The sequence below is a fragment of the Microbacterium hydrocarbonoxydans genome (assembly GCF_023715885.1).
Classification (GTDB): Bacteria; Actinomycetota; Actinomycetes; order Actinomycetales; family Microbacteriaceae; genus Microbacterium; species Microbacterium hydrocarbonoxydans_C.
Map to the genome: position 1 here is coordinate 424,811 of NZ_JAMBOY010000002.1, position 23,089 is coordinate 447,899.

The 23,089-nt window shown below is 65.9% G+C and carries 17 protein-coding genes and 1 pseudogene; 6 read left to right on the forward strand and 12 right to left on the reverse strand.

The window, feature by feature from the left end; all coding sequences use genetic code 11:
• Positions 1-40: 40 nt before the first annotated feature.
• Genes M3195_RS06380 through M3195_RS06390 form a run of 3 tightly spaced genes read right to left on the reverse strand, consistent with a single transcriptional unit; the run spans position 41 to position 4,361 of the window.
• On the reverse strand, positions 41-1,258 hold the full coding sequence (locus tag M3195_RS06380) for an alginate O-acetyltransferase AlgX-related protein (RefSeq protein WP_251585731.1): 1,218 nt from the start codon (positions 1,256-1,258) through the stop codon (positions 41-43).
• Positions 1,255-2,484, reverse strand: a complete 1,230-nt coding sequence (locus tag M3195_RS06385) for an acyltransferase family protein (protein ID WP_251585733.1) — start codon at positions 2,482-2,484, stop codon at positions 1,255-1,257. Before M3195_RS06385 ends, M3195_RS06380 begins: the two co-directional genes overlap by 4 nt.
• A complete protein-coding gene (locus M3195_RS06390; protein ID WP_251585735.1) occupies positions 2,481-4,361 on the reverse strand; it encodes a rhamnan synthesis F family protein in 1,881 nt (626 codons plus the stop codon). Before M3195_RS06390 ends, M3195_RS06385 begins: the two co-directional genes overlap by 4 nt.
• A 213-nt stretch (positions 4,362-4,574) precedes the next feature.
• On the opposite strand from M3195_RS06390, the gene M3195_RS06395 reads away from it, so the two are divergent.
• Entirely contained in the window at positions 4,575-6,017 is a 1,443-nt protein-coding gene (locus M3195_RS06395; protein WP_251585737.1) for a glycosyltransferase, read from the forward strand.
• Between the two features lie 66 nt (positions 6,018-6,083).
• Here M3195_RS06395 and M3195_RS06400 read toward each other — a convergent pair whose 3' ends face one another.
• The gene (locus M3195_RS06400; RefSeq protein ID WP_251585739.1) at positions 6,084-7,280 is read right to left on the reverse strand and encodes an ABC transporter ATP-binding protein; all 1,197 of its coding nucleotides are present in this window, start codon (positions 7,278-7,280) and stop codon (positions 6,084-6,086) included.
• Positions 7,280-8,194, reverse strand: a complete 915-nt coding sequence (locus M3195_RS06405) for an ABC transporter permease (RefSeq protein ID WP_251585741.1) — start codon at positions 8,192-8,194, stop codon at positions 7,280-7,282. Before M3195_RS06405 ends, M3195_RS06400 begins: the two co-directional genes overlap by 1 nt.
• A gap of 143 nt (positions 8,195-8,337) precedes the next feature.
• On the opposite strand from M3195_RS06405, the gene M3195_RS06410 reads away from it, so the two are divergent.
• Positions 8,338-9,180: an NAD-dependent epimerase/dehydratase family protein gene (locus M3195_RS06410; RefSeq protein ID WP_251585743.1), complete on the forward strand. Its 843-nt coding sequence runs from the start codon at positions 8,338-8,340 to the stop codon at positions 9,178-9,180.
• Positions 9,181-9,251: 71 nt separating this feature from the next.
• On the opposite strand, the gene rfbA is transcribed toward M3195_RS06410, so the two are convergent.
• Positions 9,252-10,127, reverse strand: coding sequence for a glucose-1-phosphate thymidylyltransferase RfbA (gene rfbA, locus M3195_RS06415; RefSeq protein WP_251585745.1), 876 nt, complete (start codon positions 10,125-10,127; stop codon positions 9,252-9,254).
• 70 nt (positions 10,128-10,197) lie between these two features.
• On the opposite strand from rfbA, the gene rfbB reads away from it, so the two are divergent.
• Complete coding sequence (gene rfbB, locus M3195_RS06420) at positions 10,198-11,196, forward strand: dTDP-glucose 4,6-dehydratase (RefSeq protein WP_251585747.1); 999 nt, start codon at positions 10,198-10,200, stop codon at positions 11,194-11,196.
• A gap of 8 nt (positions 11,197-11,204) precedes the next feature.
• A pseudogene (locus M3195_RS06425) lies at positions 11,205-11,753 on the forward strand (dTDP-4-dehydrorhamnose 3,5-epimerase family protein); the annotation flags it as partial.
• 94 nt (positions 11,754-11,847) lie between these two features.
• Here M3195_RS06425 and M3195_RS06430 read toward each other — a convergent pair.
• Complete coding sequence (locus M3195_RS06430; protein ID WP_251585749.1) at positions 11,848-15,270, reverse strand: type VII secretion protein EccB; 3,423 nt, start codon at positions 15,268-15,270, stop codon at positions 11,848-11,850.
• Between the two features lie 134 nt (positions 15,271-15,404).
• A complete protein-coding gene (locus M3195_RS06435; protein WP_251585751.1) occupies positions 15,405-16,478 on the reverse strand; it encodes a glycosyltransferase in 1,074 nt (357 codons plus the stop codon).
• A gap of 84 nt (positions 16,479-16,562) precedes the next feature.
• Here M3195_RS06435 and M3195_RS06440 point away from each other — a divergent pair, with 84 nt between their 5' ends.
• Together M3195_RS06440 and M3195_RS06445 are read left to right on the forward strand one after the other, a co-directional pair.
• The gene (locus M3195_RS06440; RefSeq protein WP_251585752.1) at positions 16,563-18,329 is read left to right on the forward strand and encodes a DUF4012 domain-containing protein; all 1,767 of its coding nucleotides are present in this window, start codon (positions 16,563-16,565) and stop codon (positions 18,327-18,329) included.
• A 143-nt stretch (positions 18,330-18,472) separates the two neighbouring features.
• Positions 18,473-19,045, forward strand: coding sequence for a hypothetical protein (locus M3195_RS06445; RefSeq protein ID WP_251585754.1), 573 nt, complete (start codon positions 18,473-18,475; stop codon positions 19,043-19,045).
• Between the two features lie 215 nt (positions 19,046-19,260).
• Here the strand turns inward: M3195_RS06445 and M3195_RS06450 are convergent, their stop codons facing one another.
• The 4 genes from M3195_RS06450 to M3195_RS06465 form a co-directional block, all read right to left on the reverse strand.
• Positions 19,261-20,661 (reverse strand): LCP family glycopolymer transferase, encoded by a 1,401-nt coding sequence (locus tag M3195_RS06450; RefSeq protein WP_251585756.1) that lies wholly within the window; start codon positions 20,659-20,661, stop codon positions 19,261-19,263.
• 50 nt (positions 20,662-20,711) lie between these two features.
• Positions 20,712-21,179: a 5-(carboxyamino)imidazole ribonucleotide mutase gene (purE, locus tag M3195_RS06455; RefSeq protein WP_251586432.1), complete on the reverse strand. Its 468-nt coding sequence runs from the start codon at positions 21,177-21,179 to the stop codon at positions 20,712-20,714.
• 118 nt (positions 21,180-21,297) lie between these two features.
• Complete coding sequence (locus M3195_RS06460; protein ID WP_251585758.1) at positions 21,298-22,422, reverse strand: 5-(carboxyamino)imidazole ribonucleotide synthase; 1,125 nt, start codon at positions 22,420-22,422, stop codon at positions 21,298-21,300.
• 74 nt (positions 22,423-22,496) lie between these two features.
• Complete coding sequence (locus tag M3195_RS06465) at positions 22,497-23,051, reverse strand: PH domain-containing protein (protein WP_251585760.1); 555 nt, start codon at positions 23,049-23,051, stop codon at positions 22,497-22,499.
• Positions 23,052-23,089 lie beyond the last annotated feature (38 nt).

Genomic DNA, 23,089 nt, shown 5'->3' on the forward strand with positions numbered 1-23,089 from the left:
GGCCCCGATCGGATGATCGAGGGCACTTCTCGCTTGTCGCTCACCGAGGAGGCAGAGTCGGAGGGAACTGCGAAAGATACCTCTCGGTGAAGACGTACAGCACCGTGTCCGCGTCGCAGACCTCAGCAGCGGCGACGATGTCCGGACGGTTGTCCGGGTAGTCCAGGTTGTGCCGCTCCTGGCAGGTCTGCTCGAACGCCTGGGCCCAGACCGGAGCAAGCGCTTCACCGGTCGAATCACGCATGATCAGCGCTCGGCCGACACCGGACTCCGACTCGGTTCGCGCAGGCATGTCGAGCAGACCGACCGTGCCATCCGAGGAGCCTGGCTGCTGGGCGCCGTCCGGACCGGTGATCGTCGAATCGACGGGTGCCGAGGTCGGAAGCATCGGCGATGCCCAGTCTTCCACGGTCGACGTGTTGCCGTAGGGGGTGAATTCGTTCGGGGCGTCGGAGAGCTCGACGCCCGTCGGATCGGGCGCGTCGATCCGGCTCCATACCGAATCAGGGTACAGATCGGATGCACAGGCCACGGTCTGCTGCCACGCCGCGTACGCACCGAACGGACTCCAGTGACTGTTCACGGCCGAGAACACAGGGGCGTCAGTCTTCGCCTCGTCCATGGCACCGCGCACGTCGACGAAGGGGATATCGCCAGAGTGCTCATAGAGCTGTTCCAGATGGGTCATACCTTGGATCTCATCGGCCCAGTCCGGCAGGTTGTCACGGTACAGCTCCCACTTCGCCGGAGCCACGACGATCACGAGCTCCCTGCCTTGCTCGGCGAGCTGATCATCGAGGTCACTGAAGTAGACGAGCCACTGCGCCAGCTGGCTGTCCATCCACGGTGCTCGTCCCAGGGCCTGTGAGAAGTTGTCCGACTGCTCATCACCCCAGAACTCGAATCCGTCCCTGCCTTCCACTCGCATGCCGAAGGCCTCAGGGTGGGCGGCGAACACCGCCTCCGATGCCACGGTCTGCTCCCCCGACCAGATGTCGGCGGGGTGGGCGGCAAACTCATCTGCGACGCAACTCGACGGCAGCGTGAGCTGCTGAGAGGGCTGTGACAGAGCCTCCGCCTGCGCCTGCGCGGCTTCTGCTTTGGAAGCCGCGCGTGCGCTCAGACCGACGATCGACATCGTCACCACGGCCACCATCAGGATGGCGAGAGGCACGAAGTACGCGATACGTCGGGCGCGGGATCGAGGAGGCTGTCGCTCGACATTGTGCATCGAGTGCAGCGACGGACCGGCGCTCACGATGCTGCTCTCTCACCCGAGCGCAGCGAGTCGGCGAAGCGAGTCGAGGAGAAGTCGGGGTTGACGATGCGACTCTTCACACGTGCGGTCAACGGCGAGACGCGTTCGGAGAGCGACCTCATCCATCTCGGGGTCCAATCCTTCAGCGACATGGCCGGCTTCTCGAGGAGGTGCCATGAAGCGATCGCCACCAGGTGGACGGCGATGACGATCACCACGTGGTAGGCGAGCCACCCGTAACGCTCGAGGCCGAAATACGTCGCCAGCGTCATCAGCGGCCACGCGTAGATGTAGATCCCGTACGAGAAGTCGCCGAACCTCGCCCACCGCGTGAGAGGCAATCGGACACCCACCCACATGAGGAAGTACAGGAATCCGAACTGCCCCAGAACGTTCCAACCTCCGAACGCGTAGGTGAACAGCCCCAGCCCGAGCATGCCGATAGCGACCCGGTCGTCGAGGACGATCTTGTCTCCATGAAGGGCGAAGAGCATCCCGAATGCGAAAGGGGCGAAGAACATGAGGATGAACGGATCCGCCAGCACCCGGTTTAGGCCGCCGATGTTCCCCGCGCCGAGCCACTGGAGAGCGTTCAAGGCGATCACGACGACGGCGAATGCCGTCGCGAAGCGCTTGGACGCGAGCGCACCGAACAGCCCCAGCAGTCCCACCACGATGTAGCAGAGGAACTCGTAGGAGAGCGTCCACGCGGAACCGTTCCAGTCCCGCACTCCGTGGTTCAGGAAGTACGGGACGGTCTCACCCAGTCCGGCGATGTTGCGCTCACCGAGGGTCAGGAACATGTTGTCGATGAAGTACGTCTTGGGCGATTCGACGGCGGCCGCCCAGTAGCCGTCGAATGTTCCTTTCTCCAGCCGCCAGGCGACGGGTGCCAACACGACCACGGTGAGGATGAGCGCCGCCCAGAAAGCCGGGAAGATCCTCAAGCAGCGCCGCCAGAAGTACCGCCAGATCGTCGAGCGACCCATCCTGGACTTCGTGATGAGGAAACCGGAGAAGAAGAAGAAGCCGGCGACCGCCACGCCTCCGAGCGACTGCTCGTCGGAGATCTGGATGCCGAGGTCATGACCCCCGTAGAATCCGGCGACGGGCCCCGAGTGGGAGAAGATGACGAGGAATGCGAGGAGCCACCTCAGAAAGTCCAGGGAGTTCGAGCGGGGATTGAACGCCTCGGCAACGGTCAATGGTCCGCGTGTCTTGTTCACGTGTCCTGTCCCTTTCGCGGCCCTCGCCCCATGCGCCATCTGACGTAGACGCGGCGCCCGGCGTCGTAAGCGGGATAGACCAGCCGAACAAGACGCGGAAGGCGGGACCGAACCGCGCGCTTGCTCACGCTGAGCAGAGTCGGTCCTTGCTGCAGACGGTCGAGATAATCCCGCTGCTGCATGACCGTGCCGGGCAGGCCCTGGCTGAAGTTCTGGAGTTTGAACTCGAGAGACGGGTAGTTGATCGACGCGAGCTCCGTGCTCTGCACGGTGTACACGGGCATACCCGCCCCGAGCGACGAGTAGGTGAACAGGCGCTCGACGACGTGCGCGAGCGACCCGTCGCCGTAGGCCTCGTCATCGAAGTCCTGCCAGGTCAGCCCGGCATCCACGAGCGTCCGCAGCGCCCGAGGGCGGGCGATGAACATCGACCCGTACGCGGACAGCGGAGTCGACTCGTCGAGAGGCGTCGTGATTCCGAGCTTCGCGCACAGGAGTCCTGCCCGTTCCTTGTTGAGGAACCAGGACTTGCCCAGCGTGGGGAAGCCGATGTGGATGACGGGCGGGATCACCATGCCCATCTCGGGACGCTCGGCGAACAGGTTCACGACGTTGGCCGCATAGTTGGCGGAGTGGACGAGATTGCCGAACAGGTGCCTCTTGAACCACCCGCCGGCGACGGCACCGTCCTGCGGGGAGCGCTTCGAGTGGAGTTTCACGACGATGTCGAAGCTGTCATCGCGCAGAAGGTCGGCACAGCCGAGAAGGAATGCCGAGACGTCGCGGCCGGCGTTGGACTCCGTGATCCTCACCTCATACGACGAGACTCCCCGTCGCGCCAGCGCGGTCTTGATGGAGGATTTCTTCTGCTCGGTGTCGGTCGTGACGACGACATGCTGCTCGCATGGGATGCGGTCGGCATAATCCATGAGCTCGTCGATCATGTCCTCGTAATAGCAGTGGATTGCGACGAGTGCCCGCATCCCCTTCACACGGTCGAGCTGCTCCGGCGTAATCTCCAACGCGTCCGAGTAGATCCGGTGGAGGGAGAAGTTGGTCGCGGCCACCCTCGGCTCCGTCGTTCGAGCGATGTTCTCCCACACCAGCTCGAGCGGATAGTCGGATGTCTGCTCGAGGATGTCGATCACATCACGCCCGATGATGGCGTAGTCGGAGAAGTAGAGCGGACTGTGGAAGAAGGTCCGACGTTTCAGGATCGGCAATCGCTCAGCAGTGAGCTGCACGACCTCGTCCAAGATGGGATTCAAGCTCGCATAATCCGAACCGGGAAAGAGCACCGCTGACGTGAATCCGAGGTTCTCGAAGTACTGCGTGAAGCGGCCCTCGTGCAGATCGACGGACTGCTCATAGCTGCTGATCATGGGCATAGACGCCCAGTACTCCCGGAACTCTTCCGACGTCAACAGCGGCTTGCGCACGGCGATCCAGTGCGACTGGATGTGACGCTCGAGTACGCCCTTCGCGGCAAAGGGATGCGGGCGCACCTCCTTGTGCTCGGTGATTCCCCAGAAGTCGACGTCCCACGTCTGCGCTTTCTCGAACATTTCCGAGAAGGGGTACATCGGTCCGAAGAAGGTGTAGTTGAGGAGGATCAGTTCATCGAACGCGGCGAGGCGCTCGAACCCGAACCGTTCCAGGCCCTCCTTGTAACCCCAGACGTCGAAACCGACGTTCTCACGCTCCCACACGTCGTCTGCGACCCTTTCGAGGTCCGCGCGACCCGCTTCTGTGAGTGGGCCGTTGGAGACGACGACGATGTGGTCGACGTGCTCGCGCAGCTTCTCGAGACAGTATGCGACGTAACGGTCGACTCCCCCGTCCTTCTCCCAGAAAAGATAGAACGCGATGCGTTTCACGGGGCTCCTTCAGGGGACGACAATCTCGTCGAGTATAGCCGCCGACACCACCGGCTCCCTGAGACCCGCTCATTCTCGCCAGCACGAAGAGCGCGGACGTGGCGCGCTCGTGCCGGCGTGGAGACCGGGATAGGATTGCGGTTTGAGCGGCGCGACGAAGACCAGTCCCGCCCCGGGCCCGACGTCGTCACGACCTGAGCGAGAACGCACCGCATGACTGATTCCCCCCGCACCGGCGAGCCGCACGGCTCGACCAATGTCCTGATCGTCACTCCCGACACCCTCGGCCGGAAGATGGGCGGCCCGGCTATCCGAGCCTGGGAGATCGCGAAGCGGCTCGGCCGCATCACCGATGTACGGCTGGTCTCCATCAAGGGCGCAACGCTGAGTCATGAGGCGTTCCAGGTGTTCACAGCCGATGACGATGAATTACGCGGCCACGTGGCGTGGGCAGACATCGTCATCGGTCAGGGCGAGGTGTTCGCGCTCCACCCCTGGCTGGTGGAGTCCGAGGCGATCATCGTCGTCGATGCCTACGACCCGCTACATCTCGAGGTCCTGGAGTCCGGCAAAGACGAGGGCGAGGAATCCCGCCGGTTCCTGGTCGACTACTGCATCGACATGCTCACGACCCAGCTTCGGCGCGCGGACTACGTGATCTGCGCATCGGAGAAACAACGCGACTTCTGGCTCGGACATCTCGGATCCCTCGGGCGCATCTCGCCGGCGAACTATGACGAGGACCACAGTCTGCGCGCGCTCATCGACGTCGTCCCTTTCGGTGTGTCCGACGATCCCGTCGTGCAGACCCGACACGGCATCCGTGATGAGATCGAAGGGGTCGGTCCCGACGACAAGATCATCATCTGGGGCGGTGGGGTCTACAACTGGTTCGATCCCCTCACACTCATCAGGGCGGTGCACAGGCTGTCGCAGGCACATGCCGACGTGAAGCTCTACTTCCTCGGTATGAAGTACCCCAATCCCGATGTACACGAGTCCAAGATGGCCGGCGACACGCTGCGGCTCGCCGAAGACCTCGGACTCGTCGGTACCCACGTCTTCTTCAACACGGACTGGGTCGAGTACGACGACCGCATCAACTTCCTTCTCGACGCCGACGTCGGCGTCAGCACCCACAGTGATCACATCGAGACCGCATTCAGCTTCCGAACGAGGATCCTCGACTACCTCTGGGCAGGCCTGCCGTTGATCGCGACGGACGGCGACGGGTTCGCTCCGCTGATCCGAGACAACGACCTGGGAATCGTCGTTCCCCCGAACGACGTCGATGCGCTCGCCGCCGCGCTTCAGGATCTCCTCTTCAGCGATCGGCTCGACGAGATCCGTGAGAACGTCCGCACCTTCGGACGGACGATCAGCTGGGATCAGGCGCTCGTGCCACTGATCGACTTCATCCGTGAGCCACGTCACGCGGCCGACTTCCCGTCATCGCTCACAGATTCGCTGGAGGCACACAGGCTGCTACACATCGAAGCCCTCGAGGCCAAGGTCCTCGAATTGGCGGCGGAGCTGGATGGCACCCAGCACGCACTCACCGACGCGCGCGGAGACCTCGACCTCCTGCACCGAAGCACCTCTTGGCGGATCACGAAACCCGTACGGATGTTGGGGCGCACTCTGCGACGGCGCTGATGTGGCGTTGCCGGATCCCAGGGCGACACCCCGACCGGCAGCCATGCCGGGGCGAGGGCGCCCTCCTCAGGATGCGATGGTGACCGTCGCGGCAACCGAGCCCAGAGTGGGCGTGGAGTCGTAGACGGTGAACATCTTCCCCTGCATCAGCACATGCGAATTGATATCGATGACCTCGGAGACGTTGGCGTTGATGTAGTACTGCCCTGCACCGAGGTGCACCTTCTCGATCCGGAAATCCACGTGGGTGTCGCCAGCCGGAATGGGGGGCAGCGTGATGTCGAGCCGCTCGGTGTTCGACGCGATCGTCATCTGACCGAGGGTGGTGTCGATGCTGAACCCGGCAGCCCAGCGAGACATCGCCTGATTCGCGCGAACCTCGATGCGCAGGGTCAGCGGCTCGCCCACCCGTACGGACGCCACTTCGGTGCCCGCATCGTCGAAGAGTCTGATCCCCGTGACCTCGACCGGCATGCCCGACTCGACTTCATGCGTCTCGTCCAGTCGACGCCCCTCGAGAACCTGCCTCAGCACGGCGACTCCCTCGTTGACGTCACCGTCGAAGACGATCTCTCCCGACTTCAACACGACGGCGCGATCGCACAGCTCCTGCACCTGCGAAGCCGAGTGCGAGACGAGAACGATCGTGCGCCCTTCCGCGCGGAACTGCGCGATGCGTTCCATGCACTTCCGCTGGAAGGCCTCGTCGCCGACAGCGAGCACCTCGTCCACGAGCAGCACGTCCGGGTCCGTGTGGACCGCGACCGCGAAGGCGAGACGCACGAACATCCCGGATGAATAGAACTTCACCTGGGTGTCGATGAACTCGCCGATGCCGCTGAACTCATGGATCGCGTCGAACTGCCTGTCGACCTCCTCGCGACTCAGACCGAGTATCGCAGCGTTCAGGTAGACGTTCTCGCGTCCACTCAGGTCGGGGTGGAAACCCGCGCCGAGCTCGAGCAGCGCGGCCATACGCCCACGAGAGAAGATCGCACCGCTCGTCGGCGCGAGGATGCCCCCGATGAGCTTGAGGAGCGTGCTCTTTCCTGAACCGTTGGCGCCCAGCAGACCGACCGTCGTCCCCGCCTGGATCTCCAGAGACACGTCATCGACAGCTGTGAAGCGCTCGCGGTGCTCGCGTCCCAGCTTGCCGAGGTGGAAGATACGGTCCTTGAGGGTGTTGTCCTTGCGGACTTGGAAGGACTTCGACACGCCCTCCACTCGTACGACGACGGGACCGGGTTCAGCGGATACGACCATCACAGCTCCTGTGCGAAGTTGCCCTGCAGTCGCTTGAAGACGCGATGCGCGAGAAAGACCAGTACAACGCCCACGACGAAGGCGATCAGAATCCGCAGACCGAGCTCTGGCGGGTAGTCCGCCTCCGTGCCGCTCCCCCAGAACGCGCGGTGGAATCCGAACACTCCAAGGGTGATCGGACTGTTCAAGTACACCTCTAGCACCCACGACGGGAGATTGAACGTGCGGAACGCGTCGGCCGCCATGTGCCACGAGTAGACGATCGGCGATGCCCACATCGCGAGCATGACGAGCAGCTCGAGCAGGTACTGCACGTCGCGCAGGTACACGTTGACTGCGGCCAGGAAGATTCCGAGAGCAAGGCCGTAGACGAGGATCAGCGCGACCGAGGGGAAGAACCACAGCATCTGAAGGAGATCATCCGGGAGCGCGCGGAAGACGAAGGCTGCGGCGAGCAGCACTCCACACTGGATGAGGAACATCACGCCCGCGCCACCGACGCTGGCGAGCGGGAAGATCTCCCGCGGGAGATAGATCTTCTTCACGAGCCCGGAGTTGGCGATGATGGAGCTCGCCGATCCGACCACCATCTCGCTGAAGAAGCTGTAGAGGGTGAGCCCGGAGAAGAGGTACACAGCGAAATCGGGGATGCCCTGCGCCGCCCGGAGGAATTGCCCGAGCACGATGAAGTACATGAGGAAGACGATGATGGGCCGGATGACGGTCCACAGGAACCCCAGCACACTGTCACGGTAGCGAGCCTGCAGGTCGCGCCGGACAAGGAGTCCGAGCAGCTCGCGACGCTGGAACAGCTCCCTCAGCTTCCCGCCGCGACCAACCGTCACGAGGCCCGACGAATCCGTCCGCGTGAACGGCGTGGCGGCAAGCAGCCTGTATCGAGCGTCCGTATCCACCTTGCTCCACTATCCTCAAACCAACTTGCCCACTCTACCGTAGGCATCCCTGCGCCCCCCTCGGAGCAACCGCCGAGCGACGATCCGATAGCCTCGATGCGAGCGCCCGCAGCCTGGCGGGTACCGACGAGAATGGTGAAGCAATGACGGAATCGTCGCGCGTGGTTGTCACAGGCGCAGGGGGCTACCTCGGTCCTCACGTGGTCTCCGCCCTTGCGGATCGCGGGCACGAGGTCGTCGCCGTGGTCCGGCCAGGATCGTCGACGACCATCGACCGGCGAGCGACTCGATTCGAGGCCGACATCCTGGCCGACGAGTTCGACGTGCGTTCCTGGGGACCTGCACCGAAGTTGGTCCACCTGGCCTGGAAAGACGGCTTCGTCCACAACTCCCCCGCCCACATGTCGCAGCTATCGGCCCACTTCCGCCTGTTGACGTCTGCCGCGCACGCGGGCACGACCCGGATCGTCGCGCTCGGAACGATGCACGAGGTCGGTTACTGGGAGGGTGCCATCACCGCCGACAGCCCCACCGACCCCAAGTCGCAGTACGGCATCGCCAAGGACGCGTTGCGACGCTCACTGCCCCTTGCACTTCCGGAGGCGGTCAGTCTCGCGTGGGCACGCGCTTACTACATCTACGGGGACGATCGTCGCAGCAACTCGATCTTCCGCAAGCTGCTCGAGGCCGTCGACGCGGGCAAGACCCTGTTCCCGTTCACCACGGGCAAGAACCGCTTCGACTTCATCCGAGTCGAGGAACTCGGTCGGCAGCTCGCCGCCTTGACGGAAGCTGCCGACGTGACCGGAACCGTGAACTGCGCGACCGGCGAACCGGTTTCGCTTGCCGAGCAGGTCGAGAAGTTCATCATGGAGAATGAGCTGCCGATCGCCCTGGAGTACGGGGCCTTCCCCGACCGCCCCTACGACTCCCCCGGAGTGTGGGGCGACGCGTCGGAGATCACCGAGGTCATGTCCCGCGGTTGACAGGACGAGGCGTGCCGTCCTACCTCGCGCCGGACGGCACGCCTCGCGTCAGTCGTGCATACGGGCCGGCGTCACCGCGTCTTGCCGTGCGCGAGCACCTCTAGCAGGTATCTGCCGTAGCCGCTCTTCACGAGAGGCTCCGCGCGTTCGCGGAGTTCGTCGTCAGTGAGGAAGCCCATGCGCCACGCTACCTCCTCCGGGGAGCCGATCGACAGCCCCTGACGCTTCTGCACCGTGCGGATGAACTCCGTCGCCTCGCTGAGCGAATCGAACGTCCCGGTGTCGAGCCATGCCGTTCCGCGCGGGAGGATCTGCACGCGAAGGTCGCCGCGGTCGAGATAGACCCGATTCAAATCGGTGATCTCGAGCTCGCCGCGCGCCGACGGCTTGAGGTCCTTGGCGATCTCGACGACGTCGTTGTCGTAGAAGTAGAGTCCCGGGATCGCGTAGTTGCTCTTCGGAACGGCCGGCTTCTCCTCGATCGACAGCGCCCGGCCCGCCGAGTCGAACTCCACCACACCGTAGGCGGTGGGGTCGGCGACCCAATAGCCGAACACCGCGGCGCCGGTGAGGTCGGTGTACTCCCGCAGGTGCGATCCCATCCCCTGGCCGTAGAAGATGTTGTCGCCGAGAACGAGCGCAGCGGTGTCGTTGCCGATGTGGTCGGCGCCGAGCGTGAACGCCTGCGCGAGTCCATCCGGGGAGTGCTGCTGGACGTAGGTGAGCGAGACGCCGAACTGGGAACCATCGCCGAGAAGCCTCTGGAACTGATCGGCGTCGTGCGGAGTGGTGATGATCAGGATGTCACGGATACCCGCAAGCATGAGCGTCGTGAGCGGATAGTAGATCATCGGCTTGTCGTATACCGGAACGAGCTGCTTCGACACACCCATCGTGATGGGATGCAGTCGAGAACCAGTACCGCCGGCCAGGATAATTCCGCGCATGGGGTCTAGTGTCATCCATCGCTGCGTCCGCCGCCAAATCTGCGACGACGCCGGACAGTAGTATTGACGGATGCGAAAGCTCTTGGTTACCGGAGGCGCCGGGTTCATCGGCTCCAACTTCGTCCACTACGTCCTCCAGAACACCGATGACAGCGTGACGGTGCTCGACAAGCTCACGTACGCGGGTGATCGCGCGTCCCTCAGTGGTCTTCCCACAGATCGATTCCGCCTCGTCGAGGGCGACATCTGCGACGAGGACCTCGTCGGCGACCTGTTCTCCGAGCACGACGCTGTGGTGCACTACGCAGCGGAGTCGCACAACGACAACTCGTTGAGCGGCCCGGCACCATTCGTCGAGACGAACCTCGTCGGGACCTTCACGCTCCTCGAGGCGGCCCGCCGCACCGGGATCCGTTTCCACCACATCTCCACCGACGAGGTATACGGGGACCTCGAGCTCGACGACCCGGCACGCTTCACGGAAGACACTCCGTACAACCCCTCCAGCCCGTACTCCTCCACCAAGGCGGGATCCGACCTCCTTGTGCGCGCATGGGTGCGCTCTTTCGGCGTCCGAGCGACGATCAGCAACTGCTCCAACAACTACGGTCCCCGCCAGCACGTCGAGAAGTTCATCCCGCGTCAGATCACCAATCTGATCGACGGCGTCCGACCGCGCCTGTACGGCGACGGCCTCAACGTCCGCGACTGGATCCACGCCGACGATCACTCGTCAGCGGTCCTCCGCATCCTCGACGCCGGCCGTATCGGCGAAACGTACCTGATCGGCGCAGACGGCGAGAAGAGCAACCGCCAGGTCATCGAACTGATCCTCACCGCGATGGGGCGGCCGGCTGACGACTACGATCTCGTCGCGGACAGGCCCGGCCACGATCGTCGTTACGCGATCGACTGGACGAAGCTCCGCGACGAGCTCGACTGGGCGCCGCGATTCTCGGAGTTCTCCACCGGGATCGTCGACACCATCCAGTGGTACCGCGACAACGAGGAGTGGTGGCGACCCCAGAAAGCCGCCACGGAAGCCAAGTACGCGAAGGTCGGGCAGTGAGCGAGGAGCTGCGCTTCGGGCTCGAACTCGCCCGCCACGACACGCCGATCGATGGACTGCAGCGCTGGGACATCCCCGTCCACGGGGACAACCGCGGATGGTTCAAGGAGAACTGGCAGCGTCAGAAGATGATGACTCTCGGGCTGCCCGACCTCGGCCCCGTCCAGAACAACGTGTCGTTCAACAAGAGCCGAGGCACGACGCGGGGCATCCACGCTGAACCATGGGACAAGTTCATCTCGGTCGCGACAGGCAGCGTCTTCGGCGCGTGGGTCGACCTGCGAGAAGGGAACGGGTTCGGCACGGTCTACTCCACCGTCATCACGCCGTCCGTCGCCATCTTCGTTCCCAAGGGAGTGGGCAACGCCTTCCAGACCCTCGAGGATTCGACCGCCTATTCGTATCTCGTCAACGAGCACTGGTCGCCGGAGGCCGAGTACACCTTCCTGAATCTCGCGGATGAGACGGTCGCGATCGAGTGGCCGGTGGCACTTGCAGACGCAGAGCTCTCCGCGAAGGACGAACAGCACCCGCGCCTGTCGCACGTCACGCCCATGCGCTTCGACTGACGGCACGCACGACGACGTGAGAAGAGCCCTGCCGAGCGCCTCGGCAGGGCTCTTCTCACGTGTGCACCGCGTGCTCACGAGATCAACGGAGTGCTCCATCCGCGACGACGACCACGGCGGCCGGCACGCCGTAATACGCGGACGCCCATGCTTGCTGCTCGGGCGTCATCGGCGCCAGCCCTCCAGAAGCGAGGAACACCTGTGTGCTGCTCGCCTCCCTGACGAACCGGGCACCGGTGGCCGCAGGGGCAACCGGAACCGCTTGGATCACGCCGGCTGAGACGGGAGGGAATGTCAGGGCGCCGTAGTTCGCCGCGTCGACACGCGCCCACCCCTGGGCCGACAGGATGTAGGAGATCCCGCTGCTCTGCGCTCGCACCGAGAGGACGCCAGAGGGCTTCACGAGCGCGAACGACTCTTCGGTGAGCGGCTTGGCTGCTGTCTTGAGCGCAGCCACTTGCGCTGCCGCGGGGACATCGAGGGTGACACCACCCGCCGCCACGACGCGCATGGCCCCGCTCGGGGCACGATACGTGCCGCTCGCGATGACGGGGTCGCTCACCGGCAGAAGCTTCAAGAGTTCTGCCGTCACCGGGCTCGAGGCTGATCCGATTCCGTACATGGCCAGAATCGAGGTGTCGGGCACCTCCCGTCGCTTGGCCGCTTGGACGAGCCACGTATCGCCACCTTGGCCGCGCACAAGCGATCCGATGGTGCCTCCATCCTTCAGGCCCAGCGCATCCAGTCGCGCGATGGAGAGCGTTCCGCAATCGCGGCCGAATGCGACGACCGTCGAGCAGTCTCGGAGCCTGAACGATGTGGCCCCGTCGGTGATGAGCAACGTGGAATCGGGCGACTTGACAACGAGACCCGGAGCGAACGTCGTGCCTCGCAGGGCGCCGCCGGCGACAGACCACAAGGCGGAGGGCAAGCCGAAGTAGCTGGCCAGCCACGTTCGTGACGCGTCGCTGTCGACGGGTTGCAGAACCCCACCCGACACGAGGAAAGTCTGGGGCGACGTGCGGTCCTTGACGAAGTGAGGGCGCGACTCGGTCTGCGCTATGGGTATCCCGCTCCACGCCATCGAGGCTGCAGCCGTGAACGACTTCGCTCCTCCGTAGTGGGCGGGATCGACCTGCAGCCAGCCCTGCTCCGTCAGGATGAGCGCGCGCCCGTCGCTGAGCATGCGGGTACTGAGAGTGCCGGTCGGTGGAAGGAATGCAAGACTTTCAGCGGTGAGACGTCGCGCGCTCTGCGTCACGATCGACACACGCGCGGCATCATCGATCCTGACGGTGCCCGCGGGATTGGACAGGAGCATGGCTCCGGCACCGTCGGTGTACACGCCGGGCCCCAACACCGGGTCGCTCGCGGGCAGCGAGCGTAGGAACGCCGCCGACACCGGGCTGGTGGCGGAGCCGATACCGAACGGCGCGAGAACAGCCGTGTCGACGACTTCGCGACGCTTTCCGGATTGAACGAGCCAGGTCGTGCCGTCGGTCTGACGAACGAGGCGCTCGAGCGTCCCTCGGTCAGCATAGGGTGCCAGTTCTGCGGACGTCACTGTGGAGAGCTGTCCGCAGTCCACGCCCCAGTCGCTCACCTGCGTGCAGTCTCGGAAGCGCCAACGACTCGTGCCGTCGAGGAGATACGACGCACCGTCGGCCGTGCGAACGAGCCGCTGCCCCGGACCGGCATGCCCAGCGAGAGCAGTGTCCGCGACCACCCTGACCTGAGACGGTACGCCGAATGTGGCTGTCATCCACCGCTGCTGATCCGCCGTGGCCGTCTGCAGAGTTCCCCCCGAGACGAGGAAGACCTGCACGCTCGATTGCTCTCGGACGAAGTGCGCACCGAGAGCCGATCCGGCGGACGGCAGACCTGCCAGGGAAGCCACCGATAGAGGAGTGAACGGCACTGTGCTTCCGTACGCGTCGACCTGGAGCCAGCCCCCGGTCGCCAGCAGGTAGTTGCGTCCGGCGACGTTTGCGGCCACCGGCAAGGTTCCTGACGCCTTGATGCGCGCCCATGTGTCCTTGGTGAGGCGCTTCGCGACCGCGCTGAGAGCCGCGACCTGCCCTTCGGAAGGAACGTCGTACACTGCGGCGTTCTGAAGGATCGCACGCATTCCACCGGAGCCGTCGGAGTAGACGCCACCACTGATGACGGGGTCGGCCAAAGGGAAATCCGCTGCCATAGCGTCGGACACGACGGTGGCACCGCTCGACATCCCGTAGCTCAGGAGCAGCGTACGGTCCGGCACCTCACGCCGCCAGCCGCCCTGAATCAACCACGACGTCCCGAGCGCGGCGATGGAGGGCTCGAGAGTACCGGGTTCGGGATAGATGGAGACCTGCCCCTGACCGACGACGGGGAGAGTCGCGCAGTTCCACCCGAATTGCAGTGCACGGTCGCACAGCAGACCGAAGCGTCGTCCACTGTCGAGCAGGTACACGTGCCCAGCGTCCGTTCTGACCGCGCGAGGCGCCGCACCGGCGTCTGCGTAGGCCGCGATCTGGGTAGACGGCACGGTCTGCAGTGGAGCGATCCAGGTGTACTGCACGGCCCGTTCGGCGGTCGGGAAGCTGTACCGCTTGCCCTGCGACACGAGGTATGTCGCACCGGTCGAAGCGTCTTTCAACATCTGCGCAGAGGCCGCTTGCGTCGATCCGAACCAATCGGTGAAGTAGTTGTAGAAGTTCCGGTTCCCGTATGCCGAGCAACCGTCGCCCTCGCCGTATCCCGCGTTCAGAGCGGCGGCGTTCGGCTGGTAGGGGGTGTAGTAGTACAGCGCCGAGGTCGCCATGTTCGCGACATACACCGGCGCGCTGCCGCAGTCCCGGTTCGGGTTGTACAGGATGTTCCAAGTCCGACCCGGTGCGTAGTAGGTGAAGTAGCGACCCTCCATGTAGATCTGCATCTGCCGCGCCGCGCCATAGATCTGGTGGAAGAAGCCGACGTATGAAGGATCGCACGGCACTCCGCCGTCGGGACATCCCTGCCCGAGGGCCGCGTTGTACCTGTTCATGCTCGGCCAGGAGTGGGTGACGAGACCCTGTTCCTTCTGCAGCATCACGATCAGCACCTGTGGGTTGATCCCGCAGGACTGAGCCACGCGGTAGATGATGCGGGCGGCCGACTCGTTGGGCGCTCCGGTGTAGCCCTGGCAATAGCGATCAGCAGGTCGGTTGACGGAAGTGATGGTGAAGTCCTTGAGGCAGATGATCGGACCCCATTTGTCCGCCCCGCCCTGACAGCGTGAGACCTTGCTGTTGAAGAACGCCTGGATCTGCGCCTCACTCATCGTGTTGCGGTTGGTGAAGACGGCATCGCTGATGATGTTGCCCGCGTTGAAACCCGCGAGATACGTCTTGATGTCTCTGCCTTGAGCCTCTTTCGCCATCGCGGGCGCGGCAGCAGCCGACGCCGGGGAGATCGGGACCATCACACCGACCACCAGCGCCGACACCGCGACGAACGTGGCGAGGACCCGGGCGATCCTCATGGTGTTTCGAGAGCGTGGGGCACGTCGAGACATGTGACCAGTGTGACGGAAGTTGCGCGATGATGCCACTGTTACACGAATTCCGCGATCGGCGTGTCGGCGTGTCTCAGAAGACACAGCGGACATTCAGCGCGCTACAGGTCGGCGTGCAGCCCCCACACGCGTTCTCCGGCACCATGCCAGGAGAAGGCGCGTGAGCGATCGCCGGCCAGCACGCTGAGTCGTCGAGCCCCGGCTTCAGCAGCGTCCTCGACCGCGTTCTCCATATCGTCCGGAGATACGGTCGCGCCGCCATCCGCGATGACATCGCGGTGCACTCCGGTGTCGCGGGCGACGATCGGCACCCCGAGCGTCATGGCTTCGACCGCGCGCCACGGCCACGCCGCGACATCGTCCGTCGCCACGAAGGCCGCAGCGCCGGCGAGCACGGCAGCACGGTCCTGCGCGGAGAGGGCGGAGCGGATGCGGGCCCGAGCCTCAGGGAGTCCGGCGGCCGCCGCGATCTCCGCGAGTCCGGGCTCGGCGCCCTCTGCGGCATCCAGCACCACGGCATCCGCTCCCGCGGCGACGGCGGCCCGGAAACCGGCCTCGATCGTCGCTGGTCGTCCGGTGACGACGATGTACCGGTCGGGGATCATCAGCGCCGCCCGGCGCTCCGCGGCGTCGAGCGGGACGACGAATCCGGTCGGCGCCGCTCCGGGGATGACCCGGATCCGCTCCCCCAGCTTCGCGATCTCCGCGAGTCGCGTGCCGATCGAGTGTGTGGGCACCACGACCGCGTCCGCGTGCTTCACCGCGCGCTTGAGCATCGCTCGATTCCAGGAGACCGCGGACTTGGTCAGCGTCTCCGGAGCATCCCAGGCCCTCAGGTCCCACAGCGTGACGGTCGTCTGATCGTTGTCGTGCACTCGATCGTGACGCACGAGGGGCGCCATCATCGACGCGGAGTGGATGAGACCGCCGCCGACCCCTGGCGCGATCCCCATCTGCCAGGATGCCGCGAGCTCGCGGCGTGCCAGTGCCAGCCGGTGCACACCGGCGAGCCCGGGCACCGCCGTCTCGCTCTGCGCGGGGACGATCGCTTCGACGTCGCATCCCGACGGCGCGGTGTCGACGAGAGCGCGCGTCAAGTCGAGAGCTGCCCAGGCCTGATCCTGATCGACGACATGCGCCAGTTGATCCAGAACGACACGCAACCGAGCACCCATGCCACCAGCGTAATCTCCGGCCTCGCCGAATCCCGGAGGCGGCGCGGAGCGACGCCGATATGCCGCACGTGCTTGAATGCAGGGGTGAGTGACGGACGCCTGCCGGTACGGCGTCGATGGTTGGGATGGGCCATCGGCGTGATCCTGACCCTTCTCGTGCTCGCGATCGGGTGGGTGACGATCCGCGGCATCGGCGCCGTGACCGATCTGCAGCAGGTCTCGAAGTCCGCCACGCAGCTGAAGGCCGCGATCGGCGACGGCGACCTGGAGCGGGCGACCAGGCTCTCCGACCGCATCGCCCATCACTCGGAGTCCGCGCACGGGCTCACATCCGATCCCGTCTGGCAGGCGTTCGGCGTGCTGCCGTGGATCGGCCCGAACTTCACGGCGGTCAGCGACGTCGCCGAGATCGCGGACGACGTCGCGTCGGAGGCGCTCGTGCCCGTCCTCGATGTCGCCGGCACGCTCGATCTCGCGAGCCTCGGCTTCTCCGATGGGCGGATCGACCTCGCACCCTTCGCCGCGATCGAGGCGCCCCTGGCCGACGCATCCGCCACGTTGAGCGCCGCTGAAGAGCGCGCGCTGGCCATCGACGCGGATGCGACCCTTCCTCCTCTGGCGGACGCCGTCGGTGAGATGCGCTCGGCCGTCACGCAGGCAGCGACGGTCGTCGGCTCCCTGCACGGCGCAGCAGCGCTGCTGCCGAGCATGCTCGGCGCCGAGGGCCCGCGGAACTATGTCGTCGCGATGCAGAACAACGCGGAGCTTCGCTCGTCCGGCGGGATCATCGGGGCCATCGCCCTGCTGCACGCGGAGAACGGGCAGATCAGCCTCGTCCAGCAGGCATCGACGACCGACTTCCCGGCGCTCGGCGAGTCTCTGCCGTTGAGCGAATCCACCGTCGCCCTCTTCGAGGACCGTCCCGGTCGCTACCTGCAGAACATCACGAACATCCCCGACTTCACCGAGGCCGGCCCGCTCGTCGCCGCCCGCTGGCAGCAGCGTTTCGGAACGCCCGTCGACGGAGTGATCGCCGTGGATGCCGTGATGACCGAGAACCTCCTCGCCGCGACCGGACCGCTCACGTTCGGACCCTTCGCCGTCACTGAGGACGATGTCGTGAGTCTGCTGCTCTCCGGTATCTACACGGCGGTGCCGGACCCGGCCGCGCAGGACCAGATCTTCGCCCAGGCGGCCGGTGCACTGTTCGGAGCGGCGCTGTCCGGCACCGAACCGAAAGCCCTGGTCGCCGCTCTCGCCGCGTCGGCGGAGCAGGACCGCATCCGCGTCTGGAGCGCTCACGAGGACGAGGAGACCTTCCTGGCCGGAACGGCCCTCGGCGGTGCGCTCCCCCGCGACGACGCGACGAGTCATGTGGGTGTGCTCTTCAACGACACCACCGGCGCCAAGATGGACTACTACACCGATGCGACGATCACGACCTCGGTCGGGCGCTGCGACGGAGAGCCGACGACACGGGTGAGCGTCACCTGGACGAACAACGCACCCGCGGATGCCGGAACGGCCCTCCCCGAGTACGTCACAGGAGGGGGGACGTACGGCGTCGAACCCGGCACGGTGCGCACCCTCATCACGGTCTACGGCCCGGAGGGCGCGACTCCGTCTCGCGTGGACCGCGAGGGCGGCGGCGGAGAAGAGGACGTCCAGACGGCGCTGCTCGGAACGCGCTCGGCCGTGCAGCAGGAGCTGGTGCTCGGCCCCGGCGAGTCGGCCACGGTCGCGGTCGACTTCCGAGGAACGGGCGCCGGCAACAGGCGGACGAACGTCGACCACACTCCGATGATCCGTGATCCCGACGTGTCTCGCGAAGAACTTCGATGCACTCCGTGACTTTCGTCGAAGCATGATGTAGTCTCTAGTCCACTGGGGAATAACTGGGTTCGCCGATCCTGTCGTGGGGACAGGATGAGCCCACGCAATCGGACGCAGGGGTGTGTCCGGATGCGATTCCGCGTGAATTTCTGGGGAGAATCATGCTGAAGAAACTGGCTGCCATCAGCCTGACCGCTGGCGCACTCGTGCTCATGGCACCTGTTGCCGCCTCCGCCGCACCGAGCGGGTCCGACTCCTATGCAGACACGCCGCGCGTGTCGGTGGGCGACCCGGTCATCGACATCTGCGAGGTGTCCACCGTCGTCTTCGGCCCCGGCTACTTCCAGCCGTCCGAGAACGTGGGCGTGTCCGTGTCGGGTGCCAACGCCGGCGCTGCCGCCGTCTCGGGCAACACGGCCGCCGCCGACGGCAGCCTGCTGCTGACCTTCCGCCCACCGTCCGACGGAGAGGGCTCGTACTCACTCGCCTTCTCGGGCTCGAGGTCGTACACCGCGCTCATCACGGTGTCGCACGGGCACGATGCCGCGGCGAGCTGCGACCACGATCCCGGCGTCGTCGCCGCAGGAACCGAGATGCCGCTCACGGGCGACGGGCTGGAGCTGGCGCTCACCGGTGGCAGCGTGTCGCCGTGGCTGCTCGGCGCAGGTGCCGCTGCGTTCATCGGCGGTGGCGCGCTGGTCGCCACCGGGATCGTTCGCCGCAGGCGCGCCTGATCCGCTCATGCACGCGGGCACCTTGACGCCCACGTGCCGAGATCAGATTCCCGCCCCGCGGGAATCGACTGGGCGACGGTGATCCCTCCCCCTCCGATCACCGTCGCCTGGCGAATCCGGTCCTGAACCGGAAGGCCCACGGCCGTCCTCTCACTCCCGGGAGCCGGCCGTGGGCTTATTCTTTGCTGTGGTGGCGCAACCGCGCGCGGACCCCCTCAGGGTGAGGGTGTCGGGGTCGGTGTCGGCGGGTGCAGCGTCTGCTGAACCAGGTCGTGGATGTAGGCGTAGTCCGGCGAGTGCTCATCGATGCCGTTCTCCGGCGTGAGCTCGATCGTGGTGACCGTCTGCTCCTTCGCCTTCGTCATCAGGTCGAAGAACTCGGGCAGCTTGTCCTGCGGAAGATCCGTGCTGATGAGTGCCGTTCCCGCCGCCGCGACCTCATTGAACCGGGTCAGCACAGTCTGCGGGGTGAATTGCGCGAGGATCGCCTCCTGCAGCTCCCGCTGCCTCTTCATGCGGTCCCAGTCGCTGGTCGTGTAGCGCGAGCGCGCGTACCACTGAGCCGTGTCGCCGTCCATGTGCTGCTGGCCCGGCTCGATCCAGCCGATCGCCCACGCGTCGACGTCGTGCGGGTTCACTCCATCCGGCGGCCCGCCCTTCGGCAGCCTCTCGGTGACATTGATGTCCACGCCGCCGAGCGCGTCGACCAGGGCGGCGAAGCCGTGCATGTCGACGAACACGTAGTAGGGGATCTCGATCCCGAGCACGCCCTCCGCGGCATCCTTCGTCGCCTCGATGCCGGGATCGGAGCCGTGAGACGCCGCATCCGGGTACAGGGTCTTGCCGCCGTCCTCGCGGCAGATCTCCGCCGCGTTGCGGACGTGGTTCATCCAGCCGTTCCATCCGCACGAGTTCGAGCTGTGCCCCTCGAAGCCGTTCGGATAGAGCGCCTGCATCGGGCTGCCGTCGCTGAACGGCGCGTTCGGCAGCTCGCGAGGAATACCCGTGATGGTGACCGCACCGGTGTCGGCGTTCACCGATACCACGGAGATGCTGTCGAACCGCATAGAGTCCCGGCCGTCGCCGCTGTCGGCGCCGAGCAACAGGATGTTGTAGTACCCGTCGCTCGGCGGCAGACTCGGCCCGCTCTGACCGAAGATCGTCGAGATCGTGTTCCGTGCCGAGCCCACGACGGTCGACGCGTAGGCGGTCGATCCGCCGACGAGTCCCAGGATCAGGAGCGCGACGAGCGGGATGGCGAACTTCGACGGTCCGGGGATCCGCACCAGCCTCACGATGCGCAGGGCGTCGAACGTCAGCACGATCCAGAGTGCGATGTAGGCGATGAGCAGCACTTGGACGATCGTGAGGATCACGGCCGAGATCCACCCGCCGCCGACCGTGAGCCACAGGAAGACCGGGCGCGCGAAGAGCGCGAGGCCCGCCGCCACCACGACGAGGAACCATGACAGCAGCGTCGCGCCGAGCCCGAGACGACCGAGCCTCCGGTTGCCTGCGACCACCTGAGCTGCGCCGGGGATCAGAACGTTCAGGAGGACGATCCACCACCCGCGCTTCGTCATCATGCCGGCGTCCCCGGTGTCGGGATTCCGCATGGGGCGCGTCTCGATCAGGGGTCGCGCCGCACCACGCGGCGGCGCGAGGGTCACAGCGAGCCCTTCAGCCGCTCGTTCTTCTCCTCGACCTGCGCTTCGAGGTCGAGTGCATATGCCTCGACGCGATCGGCGAGATCGTCGTCGGACGAGCCGAGGATCCGCACTGCGAGGAGTCCGGCGTTCTTCGCCCCGCCGATCGAGACCGTGGCCACGGGGATGCCTGCGGGCATCTGCACGATCGACAGCAGCGAGTCCATGCCGTCGAGGTACGCGAGCGGGACGGGGACACCGATGACGGGGAGCGCGGTCATCGAGGCGAGCATGCCCGGCAGATGGGCAGCTCCGCCCGCCCCGGCGATGATCACCCGGATGCCGCGGCCGCGCGCCTCGCGGGCGTACTGCATGAGCTTGTCGGGGGTGCGATGAGCCGAGACGACCTCGACCTCGTGCGGGATCCCGAAGTCGCTGAGCGCCTGGGATGCGTCGCTCATGACTCGCCAGTCCGAGTCGGATCCCATGACGACGCCGACCAGTGGAGCGGCGGAGGAGTGCAGTGGCTCAGTCACCCACTCAGGCTACGGTCTACGGCTGGGAGATCCCCCGAACGGCACGCGAGGAACACCGAGCCGCTGCGCCTCAGTCGAAGTGCGCTGCCGCCGCCCTGGCGACGTACACGGCGTCGTCGAGGTCGTCACCGGACACGTTCACATGGCCGACTTTGCGACCGGGACGAGGGTCCTTGCCGTAGGTGTGGATCTTCGCCGAGGGGTGCTCGACCATCGCTCCAGCGAAGCGCTCGCCGATCGTGCCATCCTGAGGGCCACCCAGGATGTTGACCATCACCGACCACGGGGACCGGGGATTCGGGTCGCCGAGCGGCAGATCGGCGACGGCACGGAGGTGCTGCTCGAACTGACCGGTCACTGCCCCGTCCTGGCTCCAGTGGCCGCTGTTGTGCGGGCGCATGGCCAGCTCGTTCACGAGGATGCGCTCGTCGTCGGTCTCGAACAGCTCGACCGCGAGCATGCCGGTGACACCGAGCCCTTCGGCGATCTGTCGCCCTATGCCCTCCGCCACCTGCACGAGGCGGTCGGCGGCAGCCGGTGCCGGGGCGATGACCTCGGCGCACACGCCGTCGCGCTGCACGGTCTCCACGACCGGATACGCGACCATCTCGCCGCTCGGACGCCTCGCCACCTGCTGAGCGAGTTCGCGGACGAACCCCACGAGCTCCTCCACGAGCAGCGCCTCGCCGTCGGCGAGCGCCTCCAGCCAGTCCTGCGCCTCGTCTGCCGCACGAACCACTCGCACGCCCTTGCCGTCATAGCCGCCGCGAGGAGTCTTGACCACTCCCCGCCCGTCGTGGGCGTCGAGGAAGGCCTGGAGCTCGGCCGCGTCGCGCACCGGCGCCCAGTCGGGCTGCGGCACGCCCAGTTCGGCGAGGCGCGAACGCATCACCAGCTTGTCCTGCGCGAACTGCAGGGCGTCCGGTCCGGGGTGCACCGAGACCCCCTCCGCGACGAGCGCACGGAGGATCTCCTGCGGCACGTGCTCATGGTCGAACGTGACGACATCGACGTCCTTCACGAACGCCCTGACCGTGTCGAGGTCGCGATAATCGCCGACGGCCGTGGCCGCGAGCTGGGCCGACATGCCCTCGCTCTCGGCGAGCACCCGCAGATCGAGCCCGAGTTCGACCGCCGGAGCGATCATCATCCTGGCCAGCTGGCCCCCACCGATCACGCCCACGCGCAGCGCCATGTGCCGCCTCCATTCGTCGGGACCATTCTTCCGCATCCGCGCCGCGGTCATTCACACGTGTGCGAGGCGACGGCTCAGAAGCCGGGAATGCCGTCCTGCCCGGATTGCGCGTCGCGGTGGGCGAGGATCTGGCTCACCTCGATCTGATCGGCGAGCGTCTCGTGCACCAGCCGGACGTTCGGCACGTTCGCGAGGCGGAGCGGTGCGTCGACGCCGTTCGAGAGCGTGATGGTTCCGGCTCCCCACAGCCGCTGCAGAGCTCCGCGTCGGACGCCGATCGTGTAACCCCGCGCGTGCGACATCTCCTGCCGGTTCCGCGCGCCGATGCCGTGATGCACGATCACCCGCCGCGTCGTCACTGTGACCGTGCGCGACCACCACACGATCCACGGGATCACGACCACCAGGAGGATCAGGGCGCCCGCGGCGCTGAGCAGCATCCAGTTCTCGAACGGCTCGGGAAGATTGTCGAAGAAGTACCCCGTGCCTCCGAAGACCACGATGAGCACGAGCGCCGACCACGTCAGTCGACGCGCGTGACCGCGAAAGCGCGCGATGAGCAACTCTTCCGACGGCACACCGGGCGGCGGCATCGTCGGCCGACCGCCGAGGGTCACGGGCTGGGTCACCCCTCCATTGTGCCCGCGATCACGGACAAACCCGCTCT